We start from the raw sequence: 26,705 nt of genomic DNA, 5'->3' as shown, positions 1-26,705 counted from the left end.
GTTGCATTAATCTGCATTTAGGCTCATATAAGCCTGTGTAAGCCTATACGTCACTGCTTAGGTTCCCAAAAATGCCCCCATCTCATCTACGCTACCGAAAGACAGTTATCCTAACCCCTCAGGGATGGCAAAAGCTAGAAGCGGCAAAACTCAAGCTCCAATTCTCGACCCACTCCACTAAGGCTTCTACCCTGGAAGCCTTGAGTGAAGCTACGGGGCTATCGCCTCACACTCTCAGCAAAATTCACAACCGCAAAGCAGGAGTGGATTTGCGATCGCTCATTCGCTATTTCAATGCCTTAAATTTGACTCTGGAACCCAATGATTATTTTCAACCCGTTAAAAGGGAAACAACCCAGTCTGTTTCTCCTGAGGGGTTGAACGATGGGTGTGTCGTAGAATTGCCTCCCCTGCCATCCTCACCCAGTTGGGGACTTGCTCCCGATGTTTCCCGGTTCTATGGACGCACCGCAGAACTCGACACCTTACAACAATGGATTTCCCAAGACCGCTGCCGCATCGTCACTCTTCTGGGTATGGGTGGCATCGGTAAAACCTGGGCTGCTACAAAACTCACCGAGCAACTGCTACAAGAATTCAACATCGTGATCTGGCGCAGTTTACGCTCCATGCCCCCTCATCCTCCACTTTCCTTCAGCGAACTGGCAGACGATCTCCTGCAACACTTCCCCTCTCCCCCCAAGCTTAATCTCCTTAACACAAGCCACGCTAAAATGCTGTACCTCCTGGATAGCTTGAGCCGAGATCGCTGTTTGTTAGTGCTCGATAATTTTGATGCCATTTTGCAAGGATGTCCTCCTCAAACCGCCTCTGGTTCTGGAGTTACCGAATATCGATCGGGCTATGAGGCGTATGGCGAATTTTTACAGCAAGTGGGGAAGGGACGACATCAAAGCTGTTTGCTCTTAACCAGCCGAGAAGAACCGAAACAAATTCAGCAACTCTCTGGTGATAATGCCTGCGTTCGAGTTCTTCCCCTCCCGGGATTGCAGGTGGCAGAGATCCAGCAGATCATCAGCTCCAGGGGAATTTTTCAGGGAACACCAGCCGACTGGATGCAATTGGTGAATTATTACCAGGGTAATCCTCTCCTATTAGAAACAGTAGCAACCACCGTTCAGCGCTTGTTTGCGGGCAACCTTACCGCATTCCTCCGGCAAAATACCCTGATTTGTGAGAATGTTCGGGAGCTATTAGATCAACAGCTTGAGGGATTAATCGCTTCAGCACAGGCAGTCATCCACTTATTGGTGGCTCAACCAACACCTCTATCATTCACCGACCTGCAATCGCGCCTCTCCACCACATTCACCACAACCGATTTGATTCAATCCCTCAAACTTCTCAAAGCTCGATCGCTGGTTGAACAAACGGATTCACAGTTCTTTCTACAACCCTTGTTAAGGGACTATCTCAGAACATCTATTCAGATAGGGTCTCATCGTGTACGTGAACAAGCCCCAGCAAATACTCTACAGTTATTCACCTCACCGCCCTCATTCCCCCGTTTAATTCCAGAGGAAAGATCATCACTGACCCACCCTCCGCCAACGACACCAACCTCTACCGAATCCTGCGATACTGCCTGTTAATACTTATCACCTGGTCGAGCATCACTATAAAAATTTTTACACAAATGCTGAGTGCGAAGCACACACTACGCAAACGCCCCTACCTGTCGAACCCCTCGTTTATTCAAAACACCACCTACAAGAATTTTAGCTATTGTAATTTTCTCTAATCAACTGCTACACCACTGATGAGAAAAAATGTCTCAGTTAAGTAGATTACTAATTGCCCGTCACAAAACCTCCCTCTTTTGATAGCCCTGAACCCTATGCCTTGAGTAGAGGGTAATGCTAGTTATAACCAGTAGGTTGATAGCAGATGTCAAAGGTTATTTTGTACGGTATCGATCGCTTTGTAATTTTCTCAAATTGATTTTTTCAAAGCATCAATTTTGATCAGTAATTAGTACAAAATTGACGATCGCATTTCATCAAAATACAAACATCCAATGCGGCTGGCATTCAGGTAAGCAATTCATTGGTTCAAGCGTATGTTTTATACATTTCAGCAATTTGAAATGAGTCTGGAAGCAATTCAGCCTCCATCCGATGGGACTCAATTCTTAAATCATTTTTCATTGGCTCAAGTGCATACTTCTAGCCAACTTCCGACTTTAGAATTTCTTTCGGGAACGCAATTTTTTGTTGCCTTAGTTGCTGGCATTGCCATGGCATTTGCCTTTCAATTTGTCTTGAGCAATTTGACGATCGCCGTTGGCATTTCAGGGGAAATTAATCCTGTTGAAACTGATGCAGAGGGATGGGGCAGTAAAATCCGTCGGATTGAAGCGAAAGTAGGTGGCACAACGCTGTTTATTGTTAATACTGCCCTGTTTGTCGCTTGTTTTTTAGCAATTAAGCTCACCCTGATTCAAAACATGGGATTAGCTGCGATCGTCGCTGTGGTGATCTGGTCAATTTATTTCTTGCTGCTCTTGTGGGTCAGTTCCCGGGCGGTTGGTTCCGTCGCGGGTGCTGTGGGAAATACTGCTAGTTCTGGCGTTCAGGGAGTCATGGCTCTGGTGTCTACTGCATTGGGGGGTGGGGGTGCCAGCAAGCAGATTACCAATACGGTAGAAGCCTCGGCCAAGACGATATCGAGCGAGCTGCAATCCGTTCTCTCCTCGGAACTGGCATCCGATCGGCTGCGGGAAAATCTGCAAGATTACGTTTTATCGCTCCAACTGCCCAAACCAAACCTGGGTCAGAACCTGGATAATGGGCCAAACCAAGCACTGGAGTTATTGAGCCAAACCAACGTTCTCCCTGGGAATAGTTCAGAACTGTTTAATTTGATCAAAACCGCAACGCCAGAGGACTTAGAATCCGGCAAACTGCGGGAACGGTTAACTGAACTCCTGGGGTTGAGCCAGGGGAATGGCAATGGACACGAAAATGAGCGTAGTCAGGATGATGGGCAATCTTCTGGTGGAGAGCAAAGCCGATCGAGCGGAGTAGGCTTACAGCAACGCGCCCTACAAATGGGTACCAGTGCCCTGGTGACAACCCTGCTGGAACAAAGTGGATTTTCTGGGCAAAATCTGGAATCCTTGAAGAAGACCCTTAGCTCCCTGGGACAGCAAGGGGGTGAACAGGCAAAGGAAGCCGTGAATCAAACGTCTTCACCGGCTGAGGTGATTCGCTCAGATATTGAAACCTATTTGCTCGATTCGCCTAGTTGGTATTTGCGTCCTGAAAGCCTCGATCGCGGGTTCAGGGAGGTGCTGCTGGATCCAGAAGCTGATGCCAGCCTCGTTCTGCCACAGTTGACCCGGTTAGACCGTCGTTACTTTGTCGAGGTGCTGAATCGGCGAGAGGGGATCGCATCGGAACAAATCAATGACATTGCCGATGAACTGGAACTGATTCGACGGGAAGTTTTAGATCAGGTACGGGAAGCCGAAGCCCAGGAACGATCGCAGCAGTTACGCCATCAGGTGGAAACCTACCTCCAATCTGCCCCTAAGGAAGCCCTGAATGCCGAGCAAATTCAGCAGGAGTTTACCGCTTTATTGGCGGATCCCGGTGCCAGCTATGAATCCTTGGGCAATCGGTTAATCCAGTTCGATCGGGATACCCTGACGCAAATGCTGCTGGCAGGACGACAGGATTTGAGCCAGGAGGAAACCGAGCAGATTCTCAATGAATTAGAAGGGTCACGCGATCGGTTTTTGAATCAGTCGCGGGAAAGTTGGGAGCAACTGCAATCCCAGTCCCAGGAATTTCGGCAACAGGTCGAATCCTATTTCCGTGAAACCAATTTAACCGAGTTGACCCCAGATGCAATTCGCCAAACCTTCCAGATGCTGCTGGAGGCTCCCGGAGGCGGGTTATTAGCCCTACGATCTGGATTAAACCAGATCGATCGCCCCACGTTAGAACAAATCCTGTCGCAACGAGATGATATTGATTCAGAACAGGTTGATCAGTTAATTGATCAAATTGAATCGGTTCGAGATGGCATTCTCCACGGATCCCAGGAACTGACGGAACAAGCTAAAGAACAAGCCGATCGCCTAACGCAGCAGATTGGGGAATACCTGAACAATACCAATCTCGACGAATTAAATCCAGAAAACCTTCAGCAGGATCTACGACAATTATTGCGGGACTCTGGAGCCAATCTTTCCGAACTGGGTTCCCAGTTAAAGCACCTCGATCGGGAAACGCTGGTGAACTTATTGAGTCAGCAGGATGGATTCAGTGAGGAGCAGATTAATCAAGCGATCGATCAGGTTCAGGATGCATTTAGCCAGATCATTCGCACTCCCAAACGAGTGGCCGATCGCACTCAGGAACGGGTTCAAGACTTGCAGACAGAACTGGAAAATTATCTGCGGCATACAAATCGAGAAGAACTTAATCCAGAAGGAATTCAGCAAGATTTACAGCGGCTCTTCAAGCAACCCAGAGCTGGAGCAGAACAGTTACTCGATCGCTTCTCTCAGGTCGATCGCAATACCTTAATTGCCCTCCTGACGCAACGGGAAGATATTTCCGAGGAAAATGCCCATCAGATTGTTGAACAAATCGAATCGATCGGCGATCGTCTGGTTCAACAAGCGCAATCGGCAAAAGATCAGATTCAGGATACGGCTCAGTCCGTTTCTGACCAAACTCGCAAATACCGTGATGCTCTGGAATCCAGTTACAAAGATATTCAGCACGATGTCCGCAAACTGTTTGATGATCCCGAAGCTGAATTGAGTGCCCTGCGCGATCGGTTGAGTCAGTTCGATCGAGAAACGCTGGTTGATCTCCTCAGTTCCCGCACGGATCTTTCTGAGGAGCAGGTCAACCAAGTCATTGATCAGATCGAAGCGGCCCGGGATAGTGCGCTGCAACGGGCAGAACGGATTCAAACAAAAGTTGAAGCCCAGCTCAAGCAGTTAAAGCATCAAGCTAAGGAACAGGCGGAGGAAGTCCAAAAAACCGTAGCATCCGCAGCCTGGTGGCTCTTTGGCACGGCTCTGACTTCAGTGGCAACCGCGACGATCGCCGGTATTCTGGCTGCTGGTGGGTTCAATTTCTGGAATTAAAAATACACACAGCTACTACTGCGCTAGGCAAGCTTCAATAATCTTCGGATCTTCACCTCCAGTTCTGGTGTAATGATGCGATCGCCCCGTTCCAGCTTGCCAATGTAATCAGCACTGAGATCCAGAAATCCCCCCAACTGTTTACGACTCCAGCCGATCGCCTCCCGTCCCTGCCTGATTTGTTCCCCTGTTAGTTCCTCACGGGGAGGTAGGGCAGGGGGCTTCGGCTTTTTTGGTTCAGTGGTGAGCTTGGCGAGGAGGGTTGGAATGGGATGGGGCGGCTTGATGGTGAGTTTCGCCTGGAAAAGTCGCTCAATGACCTTGATCTTGCGCCAATCTTCTGGTTTGGCGGCATCGCTGCCAGGTTGAAGCCAGTCGGGGTAAGTTTCGGGATCAAATTCAATTTGCCAGCCCAGACTACTCAATAGTTTTAGGGCTTTGTTCCAGCGATTCTTCAAATCCCTGGCCCGGTGTTTGTCCTGCAAAGCTTTATCTATTTCAACTTGAGGCAGTACCTCTTCCAGGAGGTTAATCACCTTATAGTCATAGGGACTCTGGTTTCTCACCCGAACTCTGGCATCCAGGGTGAGTTGAATCGCCAGCCGCAGGGCAATTTCATGGTGATAAGGATCGATCCGCAGAATATCCTTGGCCAGATAGCCGAATTGATACAGGGCTTCTTTCGCCTTGCTTCCCGCCCGGTTCAGGAAGTGTTTTGTCCATAAACCCGGACTGACGGTGATGTAAACCTCATCCGGCTTTTCAATCTTGCCCGTGACCCAATCCATCTGCCCGTGGGGGTCAATCAACACATCCCACATCCGCCCGATCGGGGTGCTGGCATCCACGGTACGATTCCCGCGTCCTTCAATCCAGACAGATTTGACTAATAGGCAGGACAGGGCATAGGCGGTACTGGCAACGGCACTGCGCTTTTCTGGGAGGCTGGTGCTGTGGTTTTTATCCCAACCCAATAGATGAATCAAATCCGTGGCTTTGACGGTGAACGTACTGCTCCAGGGTTCGTATTCTTCCATGGCCCGCGCCGCAAAGATCAGTTGCAGCTTGACGGTATCGAACCCAAATTTGTTAATAATCTGGTCGGCAGCTTCCCACGGTAGCAGGGCAATATCGCCGGGATTGGTGATGTAATGCTCGATGTAGTTGTTGGGATTGCTTTTGCTGCGATAGTGGAAAACGGCTAGCTTGTTGGGATCCTGTTGCCATAGATCGGGGCGAAGCTGGGCGCGGATGCTGCTGGCGATCGGAATTGCAGTGGGAATCACTGTCACCGGATCAAGACTGAGACTGGTTTGGTTACTGACGGGAGGCCGTTGTTTCAATCCCATCAACTTTTCAATATCGTGGAGGGAGCAATGGGGCAGGTTGAAGCCGTCAATAATCGTTTTGGCCACATCTGGACAGTAGATCTGGGCAAAAAAGTCGAGGCGTTCTTGTAGCAGAGGGGGTTCCAGGGTGACAAGATAGTCCTGAATCGCTTGCTTCAATGCCTCAGGAGACAGGGCTTCAAATACCTCAGTGCCCATCCGAGTTTCCAGGCTGGCGATCGCTTGCAGGATCAGGTTGGCTCCAATCACCCGTGCCAGTTCTTGCCACAATTCGGCGTGGGCAAAGAATCTGGACAACGATTGTTGGAGGTAGGTTTTAATCTGGCTATCGTTAAAAACGAATTCCAACCGCTTCGTGCCCGTTTTGCGGCAACTCACCAGCTTAAGGTGGGGCGATCGAGGATCAATCGCTTCAATCCCCTGCGCCTGGATCAGCAGTTCGACTTTATGTTGGTAGACCTTGAGTAAGTGCTGAAACAGTTGGTGAGTTACCAACTCCGGCAGAGGCGATCGATCGCGCAGAATTTCAATAAACTGATGCAGATATTCGGGAGTTAAAATTGCCTGAATTAAAGTCGCCCACGGGTGACTTGGATTGGATGCTTGTAACAGTTGCTCGGTTTCTTCAATCGATTTCAACCGTTCAACGGAAATCATCGCATCGTCAGCACTTTCCTCTCCCAACACAATGTAGCGATCGGGCGGCTCTGCTGCCCCCTGTTCCAGCCCCTGGTCAACAGGAGAGTTAAAGGTGTAAATGAACGGGTCTGCTGAGGACGGATGGTTCCGCATCACTGCGATCGGTTCTCCTACAAATCTGAACAATCTGAATTAGTCTCCTTAGTGTAGCGGAGGGTGGGGAGAAGTCACAGAAGAAAAAATGTAATCCACACTACATTTTCCTGGCGATCGTTCCCCCCAAAAGTCGGGATGAAACGGAAATCAATCTCCGTCGATTGGTAAATGCGTATTCCCCAATATTCTTTGTAACCTTTCTTAAAGGCAAGAGATTTGCATTCACAATCCGAGTCATTACACGGTTACAACCGATGGTGAAATCGAAGAGTTGAAGCAGCAAATTCAGGTTTGCACATTTCATTCAATTGTGTTGCAAAATCCTTGCTAATCATGTTTTCAGACGGAAGGAAGGGAGACACTTATGAATCGACTAATCTTTACCAGTTTTTCAGCACTGTTGCTTTCAGCTTTGCTGGCTCCAGTCGCAAATGCCCGAACGCACACCACCACTACACAGGCTGAAGCAGGTCTGCCAACCATGCGAGTGTTAAATCAGTACAATCCTCGTGACAATGACACAAACTGGCAGCCCAACAACGCCCACACCGATCCTGGACAGGCAATCACCGTACGGACGGACACCACAGCGGTTGATACGCAGCAGATCGGACAGGCACAGCCTCAACCAGGGACGCAACCCGGAACCCAGCAACCTGGCGTTCAGCCCCCTCAAACTCCTCAACCTGGAATCCAACCTGGCGTTCAGCAGCCTCAAACTCCCCAACCCGACATGCAACAGCCTGGGATGCAGCAGCCCGGCGTTCAGCAGCCTGGGGTTCAGAGACAGCCTGGTATGATGGGACAGGAAGGGCGAAGCCTACCAACCATGCGGGTGCTGAACCAGTACAACCCCAGAGATCATGAGCGCGACTGGCAGCCCAATAGCCCTCGCCATGACATTGTCAGCGATCGCAGAACCATAGAAGAACTGCGATTTGGTGGCCAACCAGTCTTAGATGCAAGGGACAGGGATAACGGTGTCCTCTAATCGAATGATACTAATATCAGCAATTTTGAATCGTTGAGCGTCCTGTCTCGCAGGATGGGCATTGCCCACCAGCCTTAATTCAGGCTATTCTCCTTGATTCAGCTTGCAGGGGCGGTAGAAATATCGCCCCAATTTTTTTAGTCAATTCACATCTTGCGGCTTTCCCAATCCCCCGCCCTCGAATCAATTCGGGGCTAATCGCTGAAGTCCGTTTAAACGGACTAAAACCCTTGACAAAGAAGGTTTTCAACCCATTTCAATGGGTTTGAGCTATTAGCCCGCAATTCATTGCAGGGCGGGTGGGATAACCCGGTGCAAGATCTGAGTCAACCTACTCCCAACTGCTCCCTCAAGTCGATCGAATCTTACCTATAGCAGGTTAGAGGACAAATTCAGTTAATTTATTTGCCGAAACAAGTAATTTCTCGCATCGATCGCCTTATGCTAGGGTTTTGAGCCTGTATAGAACCATTGGGAGCCTGCGGTAAAGATGAGTCTACCCCTCGTCGTTGAAATCGCCCTTGGGTTAGTGTTCATCTACCTGATCCTGAGTTTACTCACCTCTGAAATTCAAGAACTCGTTGCGACGGTTCTCCAGTGGAGGGCAGAACACCTCAGGAAATCGATCGAAAATTTGTTGGAGGGCGATCTGCGCAGCGAACTGACCGCTCCAAAGTTTGTGAGCGAACTCTACAACAATCCCCTGATTCAAAGTCTAAATCAAGAAGCCAGAGGTTCCCTGGCACAGTTCTTTCGCTCCATTAGCAGGGGCATTGTTTTCTTATTTCGGCAACTCACCCGATCGCGGAATGTCTTTGATCAGCAAACCAGCGGCCCATCCTACATTCCGTCAGACACTTTTCGATCGCCCTGCTGCAAACTCTGAACTTGCAGGATCTGAGCCAAACCATCAGCGAGATAGTGACCCAACAGTTCCGGGATGAACACCTGGATGCATTGCGCGATGTTTTGGAAGATTTGCGGATGAGCATTGGCAATGATCCATTTTCTCTGGGGGATGGATCATTAATGTCCAGGGAATTTCACAAGCTGGAGGACAACCTGGATCGATCGGTGGATGATTTCATTAACGGGCGGGCTTCCCTGTCGGACAGTTTAGAACATATTGCCGAACAACTGATTCTGTTTATTGACAACGCAGATGCCCTTTTGTCCGATGAAAATCCCTGCAAGGAAGTCGTGCGGCGACGATTGGCTTACCTCAAACGCAGCATTGCCCGTAGACCTCCCCAGCCTACCCTGACGGAGGTTTTACGCCTGATCCTGTCCGAGTCAGACCCCTACGACCTCAAGTTTTCCCCCTGGGCTGCTGAAGTGGTGGCACATTTAAATAAAGAAAACCCTGAATGGGTCAGAACGATCGCCAGACTTCCGAGTCCCCTGAAGCAAAACCTACTGAGCCTGGCAGAACAAGCCCGTAGCAAGACAAACAGCCTGGAATCGGAGTTTTATCAAATTGAACAAGAAATCGCCCACTGGTTCAATCAGTCCATGGAACGGGCCTCTGGGGTGTATCGTCGAAATGCCAAAGGGATAGCCCTGTTGATTGGGTTCCTGACGGCCATCCTCATCAATGCCGATACGCTCCACATGGTCGATCGCTTATCCAGAGATCATGCCCTTCGCAGCACCATAACTCAAACCCAGACTCAAGAGGCAGTCAGTCCACTCCAAAACGAGGTGCCCTTACCTATTGGCTGGGGTGAAGCGAATCGTACCGCCCAACAAGGAAACAGTCGAGCCTGGAGGATTCCCATCCTGCGTCCGCTCCTGGGCTGGCTGATTACGGGCATCGCTCTATCAATGGGAGCGACTTTCTGGTTTGACTTACTCAGCCGCGTGATTCGAGTTCGTTCGACCGGGGAGAAACCAGAAGGACGCGATCGGTAATCCAGCAATCGGCAATCCAGACCCTAGCAACAGCCAAAGGGGAATTCCAGCCCCAAATTCCTGATTCCCCCGCAGTGCAGGCATCTTGCCTGCCAGATAAAAAGGATTCTGCACCATCACGCGCCATCATTAGTACACTCGTTTATCCTAAAAGGGTTGCCGTGGAAGTGATCAAGTGAAATCGATGCAAGTTTGGCTCGTTTGTTTTCTATTGTTTTTGGGCGCAGCCGAGTTTTACCAGTGGATTCAGGGTATTTCCCTACCAATGCCCGCCTTCGTGTTCGCGGGTGCCCTCCTGGCTGTAGCTTCCAATGCCGATAAATTTCCCCTCAAAGGATCTCTTCTATCCATCACACCTCGATCGCCAGACACCACTGCCGCCGCCCCCCTGCAACCGCCTACCCCTGATCCAGTCATCCCCTCCTCCACCCACCCACCCGCTCACCCTCCTACCCACCCACCGGCCTACCCAGATTCACCCGCAACGCGATCGATCTCCTTCACGATCCGCAAACCTTAAGCTGGGATCAATCAGGGGATGGGAGAACAGACGGATTAGAGGGAATCTTAAGGATCGAGAGTTCAGACCGGTGGGCAATGCTCACCTACAAACGACTCTAAAGGACTCTCCTCTCTCCTCTCTCCTCCCTCCTCCCTCCTCCCTCATGAAAACAGCACTGATTTGCGGCATTTCTGGACAAGATGGAGCTTACCTGGCGCAACTGCTGCTGGGTAAAGGCTACACCGTCTACGGCAGTTCACGGGATGCTCAAATTTCCACCTTTCGTAACCTGGTGCGATTGGGTATCCGCGATCGAGTCAAGACTTGCTCCATGGCTCTGAATGACTTTCGGAGTGTGTTGCAGGTGATTAGCAAAGTTCAACCGGATGAAATTTACAATCTGGCCGGGCAAACCTCGGTGGGACTCTCCTTTGAGTTGCCTGTGGAAACCATGGAGAGTATCACGCTGGGCACGCTGAATTTGCTGGAGGCGATTCGGTTTATAGGCAGACCGATTAAGCTATACAACGCCAGTTCCAGTGAGTGTTTTGGGGATACGGGCGAAGTTCCGGCCAGCGAAACAACTCCCTTTCGTCCCCGCAGTCCCTATGCCGTGGCTAAATCCGCCGCTTTCTGGCAGGTGGCAAACTATCGGGAGGCTTACAATCTGTTTGCCTGCTCTGGGATTTTGTTTAACCATGAGTCTCCCCTGCGTCCCAAACGCTTTGTCACCCAAAAAATTGTGGCGGCAGCCCTGGATATTGCCGATGGGCGATCGGACAGGCTACATCTGGGCGATGTTTCAATTCAGCGGGACTGGGGCTGGTCGCCGGAGTACGTGGAGGCCATGTACCGGATGCTGCAACAGGATCAGCCCGATGATTATGTGATTGCAACGGGAGCCACCCATAAGCTAGAGGAATTTGTGGCGGAAGTGTTTAGCTACCTGGGGTTGGACTGGCAGCAGTATGTGGAAGTCGATCGCACCCTCTTCCGCCCAACGGACATTGCTGTGAGCCGGGGGAATGCGGCCAAAGCGAAAGAAAAGCTGGGATGGCAAGCCAAATACACCATGAAGGAAGTAGCATACATGATGGTGGACGCAATGTAGTGCCACCTTAAACTTTAGATTCGAGATACCATGAAAACCCTACGCGACGCGATTAATGTAATTATTTTCATTGTGTTGGTTGCCTTTATCGCCAATAGTTTGCTGCGAATCCTTCTGTTTTTCCTCCACAGCAATCCTACTCCTTAGAGGATGGTTTAAAAGTGCCAGTTGCGATCCGAACCGCCCCCTAAATCCCCCTTGCTTGAATGCCCGCTAGGGCTTACTTTGGAGGACTTTGACCGATCGATTGGGTCAGAAGTCCCCCAGGGTTGGGGAGCAAACACAGGACATTTCATGCTTTTCAACCCCCCTTAGGGACGCAAATTAAATAACTCCGATTTTTTCTGTACGGGCGCACAGCTGTGCGCCCCTTCTGGAGATTAAATTTTCGATTTTATTCAATCCGCGTTCCTTAGGAGATTTTCAGCAATAGACTTTCGCCTTTGCCCAGATCCACCGAGTAACGGTTCTCTGCCTCTAGAACGGTGCAGCCAATAGATGAATCTTGTTATCACTCACAAAAGTGACGGTTTATAGATTCAATTTTTAACACCGTGCTTGAAGCAGTAAAGATCTTGGAGAGATGAAAATGCGATTTAAAGAATACATGATTCATTGCTGCATTGGCACGCCTTTAGAGAGAATGGCCTATACAGTCCGATCGATGGCTCAACTACCGCAGCGGATAAAACATCCTGAGTTGGAAGAGATTTACGTTGAATCAGCCCGAATGGAAATGGTCATGGCTCAGGTCATTACTGATTCAATGAATTGTATTGATATTGGCGCACATTTAGGATCTGTGCTGAACCAGATGCAAACCTTTTCGCCCCACGGTGTGCATATAGCGATCGAACCGATTCCGTATAAGTCTCACTGGTTGAAGCAAAAGTTTCCTTCAGTACGAATTTTACAAACTGCCATCAGCGATTTTGTTGGGAAAGTTGAATTCTTTTTGCAATCGCAGCAGTCGGGGTTTAGCGGACTTCGGCTTCATACCAATGGAGTAGAACAGCAGTCGATCGAACGACTACAGGTGCCCTGCACAACCTTAGATGAAATTGTTCCCTCCGATCGCTCAATTGACTTCATCAAAATTGATGTGGAAGGAGGAGAATTATCGGTTCTTCAGGGTGGAGAAACCGTCCTCGATCGCTGCCATCCTTCAATTATTTTCGAGTGTACCCAGTCTGGGTTAGATGCCCATGAAGTTTCTCCTACGGCAGTCTATGACTTCTTCCAAACCCATTCCTATAGCATTTTCTTGATGAAAGATTGGCTTGCTCAGGGACATGCCCTCAGTTGTGAGCAATTTCTGGAGTCGATGCAGTATCCTTTTCAAGCATTTAACTTCTTGGCGGTTCCTAAAGAAGCTTAAACCAAGCCGATCGATTCCTTTAGGAGATTTTCGGCTTGAACAAGGTCAGATCCGTACCATGAACAATTAGATTCGGTTGAGTTCGCATTTCCAAACCCCTTTTTAGCAATTTTTGCATTCTTCCTTACACCAAGCTTTAACAAACCGTATTTAGATCAGGGAAGGATTGATGGTTTTCAGATGACGATCGCTCCGATAAACATCCGTCAACCTGGATGCCCCAGAGAATACTTCTGAGATATAGATAGCCTTTCCAGCGATCGAGACTGAGCCACCATGAGGCGATGTGATCCGAACCTTCTGAATTTTTATTTCTGTATGATATCTCCATCATCTGATAGACGATAACTGGATGCACCCTTTCTAAGATGAAGTCGCGTGGATGGCGATGCAGTTCGTGCCTTTCTGAAGAGAGTGTCATAGTTTTCTGCAATCACTGCAATCAACAAATATGGTTAAGAAGTGCTTTCGCGCCTGAGCTTTCTAACGTGAAAAGTGCAGGATGAACAGCAGTTGTTAGGGGGACTGTTCTATGTCCCTCTGTATTTCCATTCACATAAAGTATCGATCGTTTAGATGAAGCAATATCATGTCATTTCTAAGGACAACAATTATTCTGCTGGTCTTGCTGGTTGTTGCAGGCTTCTTTGGTTATCAAGCGGAGTTGGCTTTGCCAACAGGGCCACCGAAGCTCAGTAGTACCTACACTCCCCAGACGCAACCAGCCCCCAGCGGTCTTGGTTCCTATGATGTGTTGGGATATGTTGTGGATGAAACAGAAGCTGATGCTTTGTTGCAAACGGAAGAGGGTCGTGAATTACTCTCTCCAGACAACGGTGCAGTGGAAATTACGCAGGACTTACTGGATTTAGGACGCAAAAGTTTTTACACCGAAACCTTTGGCAATGAAGTCCTGTTTACCGATGTGATCGGGATTCTGGATGGGCCGCTGAATATTCCCCGTTTGTCCAAGGCCGTTCTGGCCCTCAAGGGGAAACCCACGAATAACCTGCAAGTCACCCTGGATGAGGATATTACGGTGGGCGATCGCACCTTTGCGGCAGGGACAGTCATTAATACTGGATTGGATGTCCCTGAGGGTTCGCCGTTCCCTCTAGGTTTGGTCACTCATATAGATCATGCTCAACCCAAGGTTGGGATCTCCTGTGCATTGTGCCACGCCACGGTCAATCCAGAAACAGGGCTGATTGCGGAAGGTGCAACCAATATTGATGTGAATTTAGGGACATTGCTGGCGTTTGCATCGAATACGTCCGCCCTGTTCCGTCAAACCGATGTGAACCCAACGGACATTCCATCGGGGCAACACGCCTACATTAATAGTGAGGGAGAACAGGACTACCTGCCCGATTCACAACTGCTCGAAGATGCCGTAGATGCTGCGGTGCTATCCTGGCCCCCTGGTAATTTTGTTTCCAATGGGGATCTGGTTAATAATTCCGCCAAGGTTCCCTCTTCCTACACCCACGAAGCCTGGCCCTATGCCTGGAGCGGTGTCGCTTCGATCGGCTGGTTTCATGGTTTGACCACGTTAAATAATGCAGTGTTCGGCTTGAATGCCGATCCTACGACCACTGCCGATGCCGCTGAAGCGGTGCTGGGAATTGATGAAGAAACCTACCTGGGCAGTATGTTCCAGAATGCCTCTCGATCGGATCTCCGATTGCCAGAAGGGGCCAAACCCAGTGAATTTGTTGATCAAATCGACCCAACTCCCAACTCGCCTGGAATTAATGAAACGATCCAGATGCCGGAATACCCAGAGGGAACGCTATTTATGCAGAATGGGCTGATGGCTGCTTCTCCCGGCTATCCGGTGGCTGCCCAACTCAATGGGATGTCTGCCTGGCAAAACACTCTGGCTCCTCCTCCCTATGAATCGAACGTTGCTCTGGCCAGCCTGGAGCAAGGGGCCGCCATTTTTGATCAGGCAAACTGCGCCAGTTGCCATAGCGGTCGGTACTTTACTAACCATCGCGTGATTCCTCAACGGGAAGTCAAGACTCAGCCGGTTCGTGCCCCTGCCTCTAAGGACTTTGCCGAACATTTTGTCCCGCCGGACACTTACCCACCCAATGTGTCTGTGCCGTTGCCCTCTGATCCGCCTGTGCTGGCAGTTCCCACGGATATTTTCCCGCAGGAGGACATTGAGCTGGCCTATGCCATGAGTGATCCGAAGGGCGGTTACAAGGTGATCAAGCTGATTGGCTTGTACCTGCATATGCCCTACCTGCACGATGGTGGAGTCGCAGCCAGTGCGAATGCGTTGAAACCAGATGAGGATGGCTATTACACGATCGTCGATCCAGAACAAATCGGTAGTGTGGGCACATTGATGCGCGGCATTCAGCCTGATCCAGGGGCAAGTTTACGGATGTTGCTCGATCGCAATTTGCGGGAGCCGATGGTGGCAGCGAACCGGGCCAGTTCTGATCTACAGCGAGCTAATGTAGATGGACGAGGGCATGAGTACTGGGTCGATCGCCAGGCTGGATATACGCCAGAGGAACAAACTGCATTAATTGAGTTCCTGCTGTCGATCGATGATGACCCAGCAGTATTGCCCGATTCAGCCAAGACGACGACTCTGGCCCATCAACCATCCTAGTTTTGAGTGTTCATTGCTGAGGTTAGGGCAGCCTGAGGGCTGCCTTTTTTTGTCTTCCCAACCTAAGTCCAATCAACACCAGGATGATTCAAAAATAGTCCTTAAGACGTATACTCAAGGGCGTACATCTGCCCTAAGGTGAATGACAGTTGCTCATTATCCTGTAGCAGTTGTTCAATAATCGTTCGTTGTTTTAGCAAATGCCGCTTCTGTGGACTCCATGCTTCCAGCTCGTCACCCCCTGTTTCACTATGGCATCACGGTTGTCAATGTTTTTGTGGCATTTTTGCTAACCGTACTGCTGCGACAGGTATTTGCACCTGCGATATTTGTTACATTTTATGGCTCTGTGGTGATTGCAACGCGCTACGGTGGGTTAGGCCCAGGACTGTTGAGTGCATTTTTATCGGTTTTGTTTGCCAACTATTTTTTTATTGAACCGTTCAACTCCTTTCAGGTTGCCAATTTCGGTACAGTTTTATATCTTGGCGTATTTATTTTAGTCGCATCGCTGATCAGTTCTTTGAATTCCGAATTAAGGGTAGCAAAACGACGAGCCGAACTCAATTTATTAAATTTTCAAGCCAGTGAAGAACGCTTTCGTTTAGCCCTCAGTAATTCATTTATTACCCTCTCTCAGCAAGATCAGAACCTGCGTTATCAGTGGATTCATAACCCGCCCGGATCGCAATCAACGGATATGATTTTGGGCAAAACCGATCGGGATTTGTTGCCGGACTCAGAAGCAGACGTTCTCACCGCACTCAAACGACGAGTTCTGGAAACCGGAGATCCTGCACGGGAAGAATTCACCTGTACCCTCAAGGGCCAACTTTACACTTATGATTTGATCATCGAACCGCTCCGCTTCCGGGATGGATCGATCGTAGGAGTCACCTGCGCAGCAGCCGATATTACCGATCGCAAACGAGCTGAAGTTGCCCTGAAAGAAAGTCAGGCATTATTTCGCAATTTCATGAACTATAGCCCAACGACTGCCTTTGTCAAAGATGCAGAGGGCCGTTACATCTTTGTTAACCGTGCCTTCGAGCAGCTTTTAGGACAGGATGCGGCAAATTTATTAGGTAAAACTGATGCTGATTTGTTCCCAACTGATGCCACATCGCAGTGGCGAGAACACGATCGAAAAGTGTTAGAAACCGGGCAACCCCTGCAACAGTTTGAAACCTCACCCCATCCCGATGGAGAACGCCACTGGCTGTCCTGTAAATTTCCCATTACCAATGCATCAGGTCAAACCCTGCTGGCGGGCATTGCGCTGGATATGACCGAGCAAAAGCGATTGGAAAAAGAGTTGCGCGACAGTGAAGCAAAAGTGCGCCGTCTAGTGGAATCTAATATTATTGGCGTGATTGTGGCGGATATGGATGGCTCTATTCTGGAAGCCAACGATGCCTTTTTAGACATGATTGGCTACACGCGGGATGAATTAAACGAAAACCAAATTCGCTGGCGGGAAATGACCCCACCGGAATATGCTGAGGTCAGCAAATACTCAGTATTGGAACTGCAAGCCAAGGGAGTTTGTACCCCCTTTGAAAAGGAATACATCCGCAAAGACGGTAGGCGAGTGCCAATTCTGCTGGGTTCAACCCTGCTGGACGATCGCCAAAAGGTGATTGGGTTTGTAGTGGATTTGAGCGATCGAAAACGGCTGGAAAATGAGCTGGCGGAAATTAATGAAACCCTGGAACAGCGCGTTCAGGAACGGACGGCCCAACTGGAAGCCGCCAATGATCAACTGGAGGCAGCCAATAAAGAACTGGAATCATTTTCCTACTCGGTGTCCCACGATCTACGGGCTCCCTTGCGCCATATTCATGGATTTGTAGACCTGCTACTCAAACATACGCAGTCTCCCCCCCTGGATGAAACGAGCCTACGGTATTTGAATATCATTGCTGACACCACCAAGCAGGCAGGAGTTTTGATTGATGACCTCCTGGCATTCTCGCGGATGGGGCGGACTGAAATGCACTATGCCACAATCGACTTGAATCAGCTTGTGCAGGAAGCACAACGTGACCTGAAGTTAGATACCTGTGGACGCAACATTGACTGGCAGATTGGGGAATTGCCTGTCGTCAAGGGCGATCCGACCCTACTCCGGCTAGCCCTCTACAACTTGATGGAAAATGCAGTGAAGTATACCCGTGAACAAACTGAAGCCACGATCGAAATTGGTTGCACAAACACTGATAATAATCATGAAGTCATTATATTTGTGCGCGATAACGGGATTGGGTTCGATATGCGATACGTTCATAAACTGTTTGGGATTTTTCAACGGTTGCACCGATCGGAGCAGTTTGAAGGATCGGGTGTGGGATTGGCCAACGTACAGCGAATTGTGCATCGGCATGGTGGGCGAGTCTGGGCAGAAGGGGCAGTCGGTGAGGGGGCAACATTTTACTTCTCGCTCCCTGTGTCCCAGGAGGTGGCTTCATGGATTTAAAGCGGGTCTTGCTGGTGGAAGATAACGCCAATGATATTGAGCTAATTCTGACTGCCCTGGATCAGAATCGTCTGGCCAATGAAGTGGTCGTGGTGCGAGATGGCGAAGAAGCTCTGGATTATTTATTTCGGCGGGGGCTGTACCGCCTGCGGATGGAAGGCAACCCGATCGCCGTTTTGTTGGATCTGAAACTGCCCAAAGTCGATGGACTGGAGGTCTTAGGTCAGATCAAGGCTGACCCCAAGCTCCGGATGATTCCAGTGGTAATTTTGACCTCTTCTTGCGAAGAACAGGATCTGTTGCACAGCTATGGTTTAGGAAGCAATGCCTATGTGGTAAAACCCGTTGATTTTCATGAATTTGTCAATGCCATTAGAGAACTGGGATTGTTTTGGGCAGTGATTAACCAACCTCCCCCTGGCTCCTTGCCTCCCCTCCGCGCTAGTTAGTTTGTCACTCAGGATCAAAACCCTATGCAGCATCTGCGTATCCTCTTGCTTGAAGATAGTCCAATTGACGCTGAATTGATTCAGGCCCATCTGAATGAAGGAGGAATTCAGTGTGAATTGGTGCGCGTAGAAACCCAGGAGCAGTTTCGGAACGCCCTCTCAGAGTTGGAACTGGATCTGATTCTGGCCGATTACTCTCTGCCCTCCTTTGATGGGATTGCCGCCCTGGATCTGGCCCATGAACAATGTCCTGAGATTCCGTTCATTTTTGTCTCTGCCACCTTAGGCGAGGAATTAGCGATCGAAACCTTGAAGCGGGGTGCAACGGATTATGTCCTGAAACAGCGGCTGGGGCGGCTCGTTCCCTCAGTGCAGCGGGCCCTCCGCGAGTTCAGGGAGCGATCGGAGCGCAAACGGGCAGAGGCAGCACTGCGGCAAAGTGAACTTCAGTCCCGGGCAGGGCGGAAGAACTGGAGGCTTTTTTAGAAATTACGCCAGTGGGGGTTTGGATTGCCCATGATCCGCAGTGCCGAAGCATTTCCGCCAATCGCACTGCCTACGAGTTTATGCGAATGGAACCTGGTGCAGATGCAGTGTCTGCAATTCCAGTGGAACACACCTATCCATTTCCGTTTCGATTACGACGCAATGGACAGGACATTCCCACTGAGGAATTGTCGATGAAAAAGGCAGGACGCACGGGGGAGCCCGTGGAAGAAGAAGCGGAACTGGTGTTTGAGGATGGATTTGTTCGCCATATTTACGGCAAAGCGGTTCCCCTCCGGGATGAGCAAAATCAGGTGCGCGGCGTGATTGGGGCCTACGTGGATGTCAGCGATCGCAAGCGAGCAGAAGAACGGATCCGCAAACAGGCGATTCATTCCCAAATTCTGGCAGAAATTTCCCAGGCTTTTTCAGAAACCATTCTGGACTTTCAGTCTGTGCTGGAAACCACCGCTCAATACACCGCCAATCTGATTGGGGATGGTTGCCTCATTCGGTTGTTATCCAACGATCGCCAGTGGTTAAATCTGGCAGCAGCACACCATCGCAATCCAGAAGCTCTGGCCCTGATTGAAGAACTGGTAGAAGCCCAGCAGCCAGTGAATGAAGGTGTATACGCCCGGGTGTTTGATATGGGAGAACCGCTGTCAGTTTCAATCACTTCCCCAGAAGAATTACAGTCGCACCTCCCCTCTAACGCCGCCATCCCCTACCTGGAGCAGGTTGGCATTGCAAGCTTTGTGGTCGCGCCCCTTTGCGTTCGGAATCGGGCAGTCGGCACGCTGGCAATGTTCCGCGATCGAGGGGGGAAGACTATACGATGGAAGACCAGAACTTTTTGCAGAGTTTGGCCGATCGCATTGCCCTGGGGATTGATAATGCCCGGCTCTACCAGGAATCCCAGCGAGCCAATCGCGTCAAAGATGAATTTTTGGCCATGCTCTCCCACGAACTGCGATCGCCCCTCAACGCCATTTTGGGATGGGCCAAACTCCTCTGTTCGCGCCAGTTTGATCCAGAAACCACCACCCGCGCCCTGCAAACCATTGAGCGGAATGCCCGGTTGCAAACCCAGTTGATTGGAGATTTGCTAGATGTATCGCGGATTCTCCGGGGCAAACTCAGCCTGGAGGTGCTGCCAGTCAATTTAGTTTCCCCGATTGAAGCGGCGATCGAAACCATGCGACTGGCGGCTGAAAGCAAATCCATTCATCTAGAAACCACGATCGAGCCAAACGTCCGATGGGTGATGGGGGATCCAGGACGCTTACAGCAAGTGGTGTGGAACTTACTTTCCAATGCCATCAAATTCACACCCGAAGAGGGACGAATTGAAATTCGCCTGGATACGGTGGGCAATCAAGCCCGGATTCAGGTAAAGGATACGGGGAAAGGGATTAACCCCGAATTTCTACCCTACATTTTTGAGTATTTTCGGCAGGCCGATAGCTCCATGACCCGAACCCAGGGGGGATTAGGGTTAGGACTGGCGATCGTCCATCATCTGGTGGAACTGCACGGGGGGACAGTTTCCGCTGAAAGTCCTGGAGAGGGGCAGGGAGCCACCTTCACCGTTCTACTACCGTTCCAGAAACGGGATTCCAGACCCGATGAGCCAGAAGACACTGAAGCAGAGAGTTCTTGTACAGCCCCCTCAACCCTCGACCTCCAGGGATTGCGGATTGTCCTGGTCGATGATGAACTCGATACCCGCGAATTTTTGTCATTTTTACTCAGACAGCATAATGCCGAGGTGCAATCCTTTGAAGCAGCAGATTCAGCCTTTACCGCCTTTGCTGAATGGCCCGCAGATATTTTAATCAGCGATATTGGCATGCCCCAGGAAGACGGCTATTCGCTCCTCCGCCGCATTCGCAAACTCCCCACTGATCAAGGTGGAACCGTTCCTGCGATCGCTCTAACCGCCTATGCCAGAGAGGAGGATCGGCAAAAAGCCCTTGATGCTGGATTCCAATCCCACTTAGCCAAACCCGTTAATTCCACTGAACTGCTCAACACCATTTTGCACCTAACCCGCAACCAAAGTTAGGGATCTGCAATCAAATCGCATCTGATCGGCTTTACCAGCCTTGACACTGCCTACCCCTTTCTATCTCCACACCCCACACCCCACACCCCCCTCCCCACTCCCCACTCCTCACCAAAAAAGCCCCTCCCCCGGAGGGAAAGGGCATCAGCGCATCACAAAAGTAAAACCTTAAAACGTGGCGAGGGAGCCAGCCCCAGCCGATGCCACCGCCGAGAGTAACGCTGTAGCAAACAGCCACCATGCAGCCGTTTCAGCCGCTTTCCGCGTTTCCTCCATCTGGCGTTGGGCTTCCAGTTTCACCATTTCTAGGCGACGCTGCGTTTCGGATTGGATCCGTTCTGCCTGCTGAAGGACGTTATTGCGGGCGGATTCAATCTGCTCAACAATCCGATTTGCATCAGCTTCCGAAATTTCCTTGCGGGAACTCAGTAATGCGATCAACGTATTGCGATCGAATTGACTTAAGCGAGCGCGGAGGACATCAAAGCCAGCCTGGGGATCGTCAAACAGCGTCCGAATGTCCTGCTTAATGCCATCGTAGTTGAGTTCAGGCCGATCGAGGGAATTGAGGTAATTCCGAATGCGAGCAAAGATCCGATCGATAATCTGCTGAATTCGATCCTGGATTTGCTGCAATTGCGACAAGATGCGATCGCGCACCGATTCAATTTGGGCGACCACCCGCTCAGCTTCTTGCTGGGTCATATCCTGACGTTGAGCCAGTAAAGCAATCAGCGTTTCCCGGTCAAATTGAGCAAGCCGATCGCGGACATTCCGCACACCAATATTGGGGCCTGAAACAGCAATTTTAGATCTCGCTCAATTCCTTCTGGATTCAGCTCTTCCTTCTCGGTATTGCGCAGGTAATCTTCCAGACTCGATTCAAAATTGATCACCTGTTCCTTCGCCCGTAAAGCCAACCGCCGGGGAGCGCGGATGATTTGCTGAATGGCTTCCAGAATTTGATCGATCGCCCGATTAACCTGAGCTTCGGTCAGATCCTGACGCTGGCTTAACAGGCGCACCAGGGTTTCTCGATCAATCTGGGCCAGCCGCCGCCGCAAGGCGATCGTCCCTTGCTTCGGATCATCCAACAGTCGAGACAAATCTCGCTGGATGCCATCAGGATTGAGTTCCTCCAGATCGGTGCTTCGCAGATAATCTGCGATCGAATGTACCGTCTGATCATAGGTATCTTTAACGGTATCTGCCACGATCTGCGGGGAGTGGGTAATGTTGTACCAGTTGGATTCGATGCGATCGACCATACGCTGGGCTTCTGCCTCCGAGATGTCATCCCGCTGGCTGAGAAGCTGCACAAAGGTATCTCGATCGAATTCAGAAGCATGGGAACGCAGCACAGAAATGCCCACCTGAGGATCAGATGCTAGCACTTGCAGATCTTGCTTGATGCGTTCTGGATCCAGTTCATCCTTATGGGTATTCCGCAGGTAATCCTCCATGCGCTGCCGCGTCTCACCATAACGCTGTTTCGCCTGTTGATCCAGCGATTGAGACTCAAACAACACCTGATCCCGCGTCCGTTCCATCGCATCCAGCATGGGTTGCGCTTCCTCAACGGAAATGTCCTGACGTTGAACAAGTGCTTGCTGGAGGGCACTGCGTTTGTAGGGAGCCAGACGGTGGGACAGCGTTTCGTAGTCTGCGTTTGAATCTTCAAACAAAGCCTTCAGGGCAGGCAGCGTATCCTGGGAATGCAGTTGCTCCTTAGGCGTAAAGCTCAGATAAGCCTTGACCCGATCGCGTAGATCCAGGGCAATTTCCCGTTCCTGGGCCGTCCGGGCTGCGGTCAGGGCTTCTCGACGAATCGCCTCTAGCTGATCTGCCACTCGCTGAATTTTTTCCTGAGTTAGTACCCCACGCGATTGCAGCAGGTCTACAAAAACCGATCGGTTCAGCTTCATCAATTGCTGGGCCACCGCTCCTGGATCGGCATCGGGATCATAAAGCACTTCCCGGAACTCTCTGCCGATCGACTCTTGCGTCATCTGCCAGGAGGGTTTGTTCAGCAGATAATTTTCCACATCCGCTCGTACCGGACTGTAGGCTTCCTCAGAACGATCGCCCTTCAGTTGATGCATTACCGAATCGGCTTGATGGGTGACTTCACCCGTCGTATTCTTCAGTTGACCAATGATCTTTTCCAGATCCAGATCCGACAGATCGGTACGACCCATCAGCATACCCATCAGCGCGTTCATGCCCATCTGAAGCGGTTGCTGCATCATGCCGCCCGTGCTGCCACTGCTCCCGCCAGCCATTCTGCCCGGTTGGGATTGCTGTCTTTGTTCTGCCAACAGCCGATCGAGCTTGGCATTGAGTTCAGCAATTTGCAGTTGTCCAGGCTGAGTGGAACGCAGATACTCAGTCAGTTCAGCTGATGAATCCGGTCTGCGCCGCCGACCCAACGTTTGCCGCCAGGCTGCTTCCAGCAAATCTGCCAGTCGATTCACTTCGTCGTAGCTGAAATCCGTGCGATGGCTAATCAGATCAATAAAGGTTTGCCGATCGATCTGGCTGAGGCGATCGTCCTGGGCCAGGGTTTCAATTTCAGGATCATTGAGCAAATCTTCAAAATCTCGCCGAATTCTTGAGGTGTCAAAACCTGGGAGGCGCAGACGACGAACATAATCCTCCAGGGAATGCCGAATGCTCTCTGGTTCAATCCCCGAACCCAATTCATTCCGCACCGCCGCCGTTACAGCCTCGGCCGTGGACACCATTTGCTGTTTTGCCGCCCGACTCCCGATCGCCGCAGTAGCCGTTCCCAGCAGGGCTTGAAACCCAGAGGTAGCAGCCCCTACAACAGAACCAATCAAGGAGCCTACGGTGGTGGAACTGACCCATACCAACAGCGAAAAATAAGCCGCCCAGATCACTAAGCCGACAATTGCTCCCAGCCCTACGGTGGTCAGTAAGCTCAACTGCACCGCTAGAAAACAGGCTGCAAACAGGGCGATCGTCACGGTAATCAGCGTCCAGATGCCAACGCCCATGCTGATTTTACGAACCGAGATTCCTCCCCCGCCAGAATCGTCATGATCTGAGCTGCTGGAGTGACTGGACTGCCCCAGGTAGGATACCCCAGCCGCTACCGAGAGGTTGGTCAGCACCAGTTGGAAGGCAAACGCTAGTAAAACCCCCGAAACTAGCGCGATAAAAAACTGTGGGCCTGAAAATAGAACGGAGGTTGTTTCAGGTGGCACAACGGGTGTGCCGGGTGGAAGGGTCGGATCAGTGGGTGTAACAGGGACCTGTGCTATCCAGTGCATTGTTCCCAGCAGATCCGATGCCAGCGTGGTATTAGTCATATTCTCTCCTAGAAGCAAATCTTCTCCAAGCTGTTGAGGCATGAGTTATGCGGCACAGCACTTGGATAGAGAAATTAAATATCCCCATAGACTTAAGCCTGCTTTTCGTAGCGCAAATTTACATCACCCCTTGGTGAGAAATCGGGTTCAATCCTCTGATGTGAATCAGCAAGTTTAGTCAATCAAACCGATGTGGACGAGTCTGATTGTCTACTTGGACACCTCAAGATTTTAAGAGATCTGTCCCTTTTGATAGACCCATTCGATCGCACAAATTGATATCATCTATCAGCACAAAACTCGTTGTTTTTGAAAGTGATTCAGTGCAATCACAATCAGTGCAAGCTAATCGGTTTCTGTAGCGCAAGTGTCTTGCCTGCCCATAAAAGATCTGCAAGGCAAATGCAAAGTCGGAACTAACACCGCTAAAACATTCATCGTTAGAGAGTACAATGCAGGTCAGTCAAAATTCAGGCAAACAACGGAAGGAAATACTACGGGGAGTCCTTGCGATCGCCATTATCATTGTGGGTATTACTCACTTCATTCGTCCCGATCAGTACGCCCGGATTGTTCCACCTCAACTTCCCTCTCCGGTGGGATTAGTTTATATTAGCGGCGTGTTTGAAATTTTGGGCGGCATTGGTCTGCTGATCCCCTTCATCAGCGTCGCGGCAGCCTGGGGATTAATTGCCTTGTTTATTGCCGTTTTTCCTGCCAATATTTATCAGGCAATGAACAGTATCCCCATTGAAGGGATTCCGCATCATCCTGCCCTTTATTGGGTACGGCTACCGTTTCAAGCGGTGTTAATTGCCTGGGCCTGGTGGTATACGCGACGGCCAGAAGATCAACCTGGGGCTTCAGATACAGCGGCTCAAGTTGAGACTTTTCTGAATCGATAGATTTAACCAAATCATTAATCTGTTGTGCGAATCACATTCTTTTGTTGTGTAGAACCTTTCCAATTAAGCAGACAATGCTTCCTACTGTTGATGGAGCAATCTACTAAACCCCTGAATTACAGTAAAAGCAAAGATTGCCCTATATTAGGTCAGGAAAGCTATGTCTAAAACAAAAGAGCTGCAACCTCCCCAGCATCAAAATCAACAGCCCGGACGTGAATCAGAAATGACTCCCCAACCAAAATCTGGGGAGTTCAATTATCGGGGCAGCGGTAAGTTGCAGGGTAAGGTTGCTCTAATTACAGGCGGTGACAGCGGCATTGGTAAAGCGGTAGCGATCGTCTATGCCAAGGAAGGGGCAGATGTAGCGATCGTTTACCTGGACGAAGATAAAGATGCGAAACAAACGCAGCAGTTAGTGGAACAGGAAGGACGACGCTGCATCACGCTAAAGGGTGATATTGGCGATGAACAGTTTTGCCAACGAGCCGTACAGCAAACAGTCAAGGAGTTAGGTCATTTAGATATTTTGGTGAATAATGCGGCTGAACAACATCCTCAACAAAGCATTGAAGACATCAGCGCGGAACAGTTAGAGCGCACCTTCCGCACCAACATTTTTAGTATGTTCTTTCTAACCAAAGCCGCTCTACCCAACCTGAAGGAAGGCAGCACGATCATTAACACCACTTCCGTTACCGCTTACAAGGGTAATCCCATTCTGCTGGATTACTCCTCAACGAAGGGGGCGATCGTCGCCTTTACGCGATCGTTATCCCAGTCCCTCGTGAAAAAGGGGATTCGAGTCAATGGAGTGGCACCAGGCCCCATTTGGACTCCGCTGATTCCTGCAACCTTTCCTGAAGAGGAGGTGAAGAGTTTTGGCGCACAAGTTCCGATGCAGCGTCCTGGACAACCTGAGGAAGTGGCTCCTAGCTATGTATTTCTGGCATCAAATGATTCTTCCTACATTTCAGGACAAATTTTGCATCCCAATGGGGGAGTCGTCGTGAATTCCTAAATCAGGTTTTAGGATAAGGGGCATCAGGAATATCTATTTGATGTTTGATCCTCTGGAATGCTTGTGGGGCGGGCATTTTGCCTGCCCTGTCAGCCAAGTAAAATGTTGGGCAGGTTATTCAATAAGCTATTCCTCAGTTGAAATTCTGTCTAATCTCTTGCATGCCATGATGCG

The 26,705-nt window shown here is 50.1% G+C and carries 19 protein-coding genes and 1 pseudogene; 16 read left to right on the top strand and 4 right to left on the bottom strand.

Going from position 1 to position 26,705, the window contains the following annotated elements; translation table 11 throughout:
- Nucleotides 1-71: 71 nt before the first annotated feature.
- Nucleotides 72-1,613: an NACHT domain-containing protein gene (locus tag ACM1PF_RS22010; protein WP_416666914.1), complete on the top strand. Its 1,542-nt coding sequence runs from the start codon at nt 72-74 to the stop codon at nt 1,611-1,613.
- Between the two features lie 467 nt (nt 1,614-2,080).
- Nucleotides 2,081-5,128: an MFS transporter gene (locus ACM1PF_RS22005; protein WP_416666912.1), complete on the top strand. Its 3,048-nt coding sequence runs from the start codon at nt 2,081-2,083 to the stop codon at nt 5,126-5,128.
- A gap of 23 nt (nt 5,129-5,151) precedes the next feature.
- Here the strand turns inward: ACM1PF_RS22005 and ACM1PF_RS22000 are convergent, their stop codons facing one another.
- The gene (locus tag ACM1PF_RS22000; protein ID WP_416666909.1) at nt 5,152-7,302 is read right to left on the bottom strand and encodes a helix-turn-helix domain-containing protein; all 2,151 of its coding nucleotides are present in this window, start codon (nt 7,300-7,302) and stop codon (nt 5,152-5,154) included.
- A 334-nt stretch (nt 7,303-7,636) separates the two neighbouring features.
- On the opposite strand from ACM1PF_RS22000, the gene ACM1PF_RS21995 reads away from it, so the two are divergent.
- The 6 genes from ACM1PF_RS21995 to ACM1PF_RS21970 all read left to right on the top strand — a co-directional run bounded on the left by ACM1PF_RS21995 (nt 7,637) and on the right by ACM1PF_RS21970 (nt 13,165).
- A complete protein-coding gene (locus tag ACM1PF_RS21995) occupies nt 7,637-8,263 on the top strand; it encodes a hypothetical protein (protein WP_416666906.1) in 627 nt (208 codons plus the stop codon).
- Between the two features lie 490 nt (nt 8,264-8,753).
- A complete protein-coding gene (locus tag ACM1PF_RS21990; RefSeq protein ID WP_416666904.1) occupies nt 8,754-9,149 on the top strand; it encodes a hypothetical protein in 396 nt (131 codons plus the stop codon).
- A 35-nt stretch (nt 9,150-9,184) separates the two neighbouring features.
- Nucleotides 9,185-10,174, top strand: a complete 990-nt coding sequence (locus tag ACM1PF_RS21985; RefSeq protein WP_416666902.1) for a hypothetical protein — start codon at nt 9,185-9,187, stop codon at nt 10,172-10,174.
- A gap of 175 nt (nt 10,175-10,349) precedes the next feature.
- Nucleotides 10,350-10,694 carry a hypothetical protein gene (locus tag ACM1PF_RS21980; RefSeq protein WP_416666900.1) on the top strand — a complete coding sequence of 115 codons (345 nt, stop codon included), beginning with the start codon at nt 10,350-10,352 and terminating at the stop codon, nt 10,692-10,694.
- A 145-nt stretch (nt 10,695-10,839) separates the two neighbouring features.
- Nucleotides 10,840-11,787: a GDP-mannose 4,6-dehydratase gene (locus ACM1PF_RS21975; RefSeq protein WP_416666899.1), complete on the top strand. Its 948-nt coding sequence runs from the start codon at nt 10,840-10,842 to the stop codon at nt 11,785-11,787.
- A 589-nt stretch (nt 11,788-12,376) separates the two neighbouring features.
- A complete protein-coding gene (locus tag ACM1PF_RS21970) occupies nt 12,377-13,165 on the top strand; it encodes an FkbM family methyltransferase (RefSeq protein ID WP_416666897.1) in 789 nt (262 codons plus the stop codon).
- Between the two features lie 136 nt (nt 13,166-13,301).
- Here ACM1PF_RS21970 and ACM1PF_RS21965 read toward each other — a convergent pair whose 3' ends face one another.
- A complete protein-coding gene (locus tag ACM1PF_RS21965; protein WP_416666894.1) occupies nt 13,302-13,586 on the bottom strand; it encodes a hypothetical protein in 285 nt (94 codons plus the stop codon).
- A 168-nt stretch (nt 13,587-13,754) separates the two neighbouring features.
- On the opposite strand from ACM1PF_RS21965, the gene ACM1PF_RS21960 reads away from it, so the two are divergent.
- The 6 genes and pseudogenes from ACM1PF_RS21960 to ACM1PF_RS21935 all read left to right on the top strand — a co-directional run bounded on the left by ACM1PF_RS21960 (nt 13,755) and on the right by ACM1PF_RS21935 (nt 21,273).
- The gene (locus tag ACM1PF_RS21960; protein WP_416666893.1) at nt 13,755-15,794 is read left to right on the top strand and encodes a hypothetical protein; all 2,040 of its coding nucleotides are present in this window, start codon (nt 13,755-13,757) and stop codon (nt 15,792-15,794) included.
- A gap of 220 nt (nt 15,795-16,014) precedes the next feature.
- The gene (locus tag ACM1PF_RS21955; protein ID WP_416666891.1) at nt 16,015-18,270 is read left to right on the top strand and encodes a PAS domain S-box protein; all 2,256 of its coding nucleotides are present in this window, start codon (nt 16,015-16,017) and stop codon (nt 18,268-18,270) included.
- Nucleotides 18,261-18,719 (top strand): response regulator, encoded by a 459-nt coding sequence (locus tag ACM1PF_RS21950; RefSeq protein WP_416666889.1) that lies wholly within the window; start codon nt 18,261-18,263, stop codon nt 18,717-18,719. Before ACM1PF_RS21955 ends, ACM1PF_RS21950 begins: the two co-directional genes overlap by 10 nt.
- A 24-nt stretch (nt 18,720-18,743) precedes the next feature.
- Nucleotides 18,744-19,175: pseudogene (locus tag ACM1PF_RS21945) on the top strand (response regulator); the annotation flags it as partial.
- A 41-nt stretch (nt 19,176-19,216) separates the two neighbouring features.
- A complete protein-coding gene (locus ACM1PF_RS21940; protein WP_416666887.1) occupies nt 19,217-20,302 on the top strand; it encodes a GAF domain-containing protein in 1,086 nt (361 codons plus the stop codon).
- Nucleotides 20,200-21,273 carry an ATP-binding response regulator gene (locus ACM1PF_RS21935; protein WP_416676755.1) on the top strand — a complete coding sequence of 358 codons (1,074 nt, stop codon included), beginning with the start codon at nt 20,200-20,202 and terminating at the stop codon, nt 21,271-21,273. The genes ACM1PF_RS21940 and ACM1PF_RS21935 overlap by 103 nt, the downstream gene beginning before the upstream one ends.
- Before the next feature lie 168 nt (nt 21,274-21,441).
- On the opposite strand, the gene ACM1PF_RS21930 is transcribed toward ACM1PF_RS21935, so the two are convergent.
- Entirely contained in the window at nt 21,442-22,053 is a 612-nt protein-coding gene (locus ACM1PF_RS21930) for a hypothetical protein (protein WP_416666885.1), read from the bottom strand.
- Entirely contained in the window at nt 22,005-24,605 is a 2,601-nt protein-coding gene (locus ACM1PF_RS21925; RefSeq protein WP_416666882.1) for an MFS transporter, read from the bottom strand. The genes ACM1PF_RS21930 and ACM1PF_RS21925 overlap by 49 nt, the downstream gene beginning before the upstream one ends.
- 452 nt (nt 24,606-25,057) lie before the next feature.
- Between ACM1PF_RS21925 and ACM1PF_RS21920 the strand changes: the two genes are divergently transcribed.
- Both ACM1PF_RS21920 and ACM1PF_RS21915 read left to right on the top strand, forming a co-directional pair.
- The gene (locus tag ACM1PF_RS21920) at nt 25,058-25,510 is read left to right on the top strand and encodes a DoxX family protein (protein ID WP_416666880.1); all 453 of its coding nucleotides are present in this window, start codon (nt 25,058-25,060) and stop codon (nt 25,508-25,510) included.
- A 160-nt stretch (nt 25,511-25,670) separates the two neighbouring features.
- On the top strand, nt 25,671-26,531 hold the full coding sequence (locus tag ACM1PF_RS21915) for an SDR family oxidoreductase (protein ID WP_416666878.1): 861 nt from the start codon (nt 25,671-25,673) through the stop codon (nt 26,529-26,531).
- Nucleotides 26,532-26,705: the final 174 nt, after the last annotated feature.

It is taken from the genome of Egbenema bharatensis FJBBOT/2019 (assembly GCF_048077055.1).
Classification (GTDB): domain Bacteria; phylum Cyanobacteriota; class Cyanobacteriia; order Elainellales; family Elainellaceae; genus Egbenema; species Egbenema bharatensis.
Note: the sequence above shows the minus strand (reverse complement) of the source record. Positions and strands in the feature narration are given on the sequence as shown.

Coding starts and splice junctions, on each gene's coding strand:
- ACM1PF_RS22010 (WP_416666914.1), top strand. CDS start 72: ATGCCCCCATCTCATCTACGCTACCGAAAGACAGTTATCCTAACCCCT.
- ACM1PF_RS21995 (WP_416666906.1), top strand. CDS start 7,637: ATGAATCGACTAATCTTTACCAGTTTTTCAGCACTGTTGCTTTCAGCT.
- ACM1PF_RS21970 (WP_416666897.1), top strand. CDS start 12,377: ATGCGATTTAAAGAATACATGATTCATTGCTGCATTGGCACGCCTTTA.
- ACM1PF_RS21990 (WP_416666904.1), top strand. CDS start 8,754: ATGAGTCTACCCCTCGTCGTTGAAATCGCCCTTGGGTTAGTGTTCATC.
- ACM1PF_RS21975 (WP_416666899.1), top strand. CDS start 10,840: ATGAAAACAGCACTGATTTGCGGCATTTCTGGACAAGATGGAGCTTAC.
- ACM1PF_RS21965 (WP_416666894.1), bottom strand. CDS start 13,586: ATGACACTCTCTTCAGAAAGGCACGAACTGCATCGCCATCCACGCGAC.
- ACM1PF_RS21950 (WP_416666889.1), top strand. CDS start 18,261: ATGGATTTAAAGCGGGTCTTGCTGGTGGAAGATAACGCCAATGATATT.
- ACM1PF_RS21915 (WP_416666878.1), top strand. CDS start 25,671: ATGTCTAAAACAAAAGAGCTGCAACCTCCCCAGCATCAAAATCAACAG.
- ACM1PF_RS21960 (WP_416666893.1), top strand. CDS start 13,755: ATGTCATTTCTAAGGACAACAATTATTCTGCTGGTCTTGCTGGTTGTT.
- ACM1PF_RS21925 (WP_416666882.1), bottom strand. CDS start 24,605: ATGACTAATACCACGCTGGCATCGGATCTGCTGGGAACAATGCACTGG.
- ACM1PF_RS22005 (WP_416666912.1), top strand. CDS start 2,081: ATGTTTTATACATTTCAGCAATTTGAAATGAGTCTGGAAGCAATTCAG.
- ACM1PF_RS21955 (WP_416666891.1), top strand. CDS start 16,015: ATGCTTCCAGCTCGTCACCCCCTGTTTCACTATGGCATCACGGTTGTC.
- ACM1PF_RS21920 (WP_416666880.1), top strand. CDS start 25,058: ATGCAGGTCAGTCAAAATTCAGGCAAACAACGGAAGGAAATACTACGG.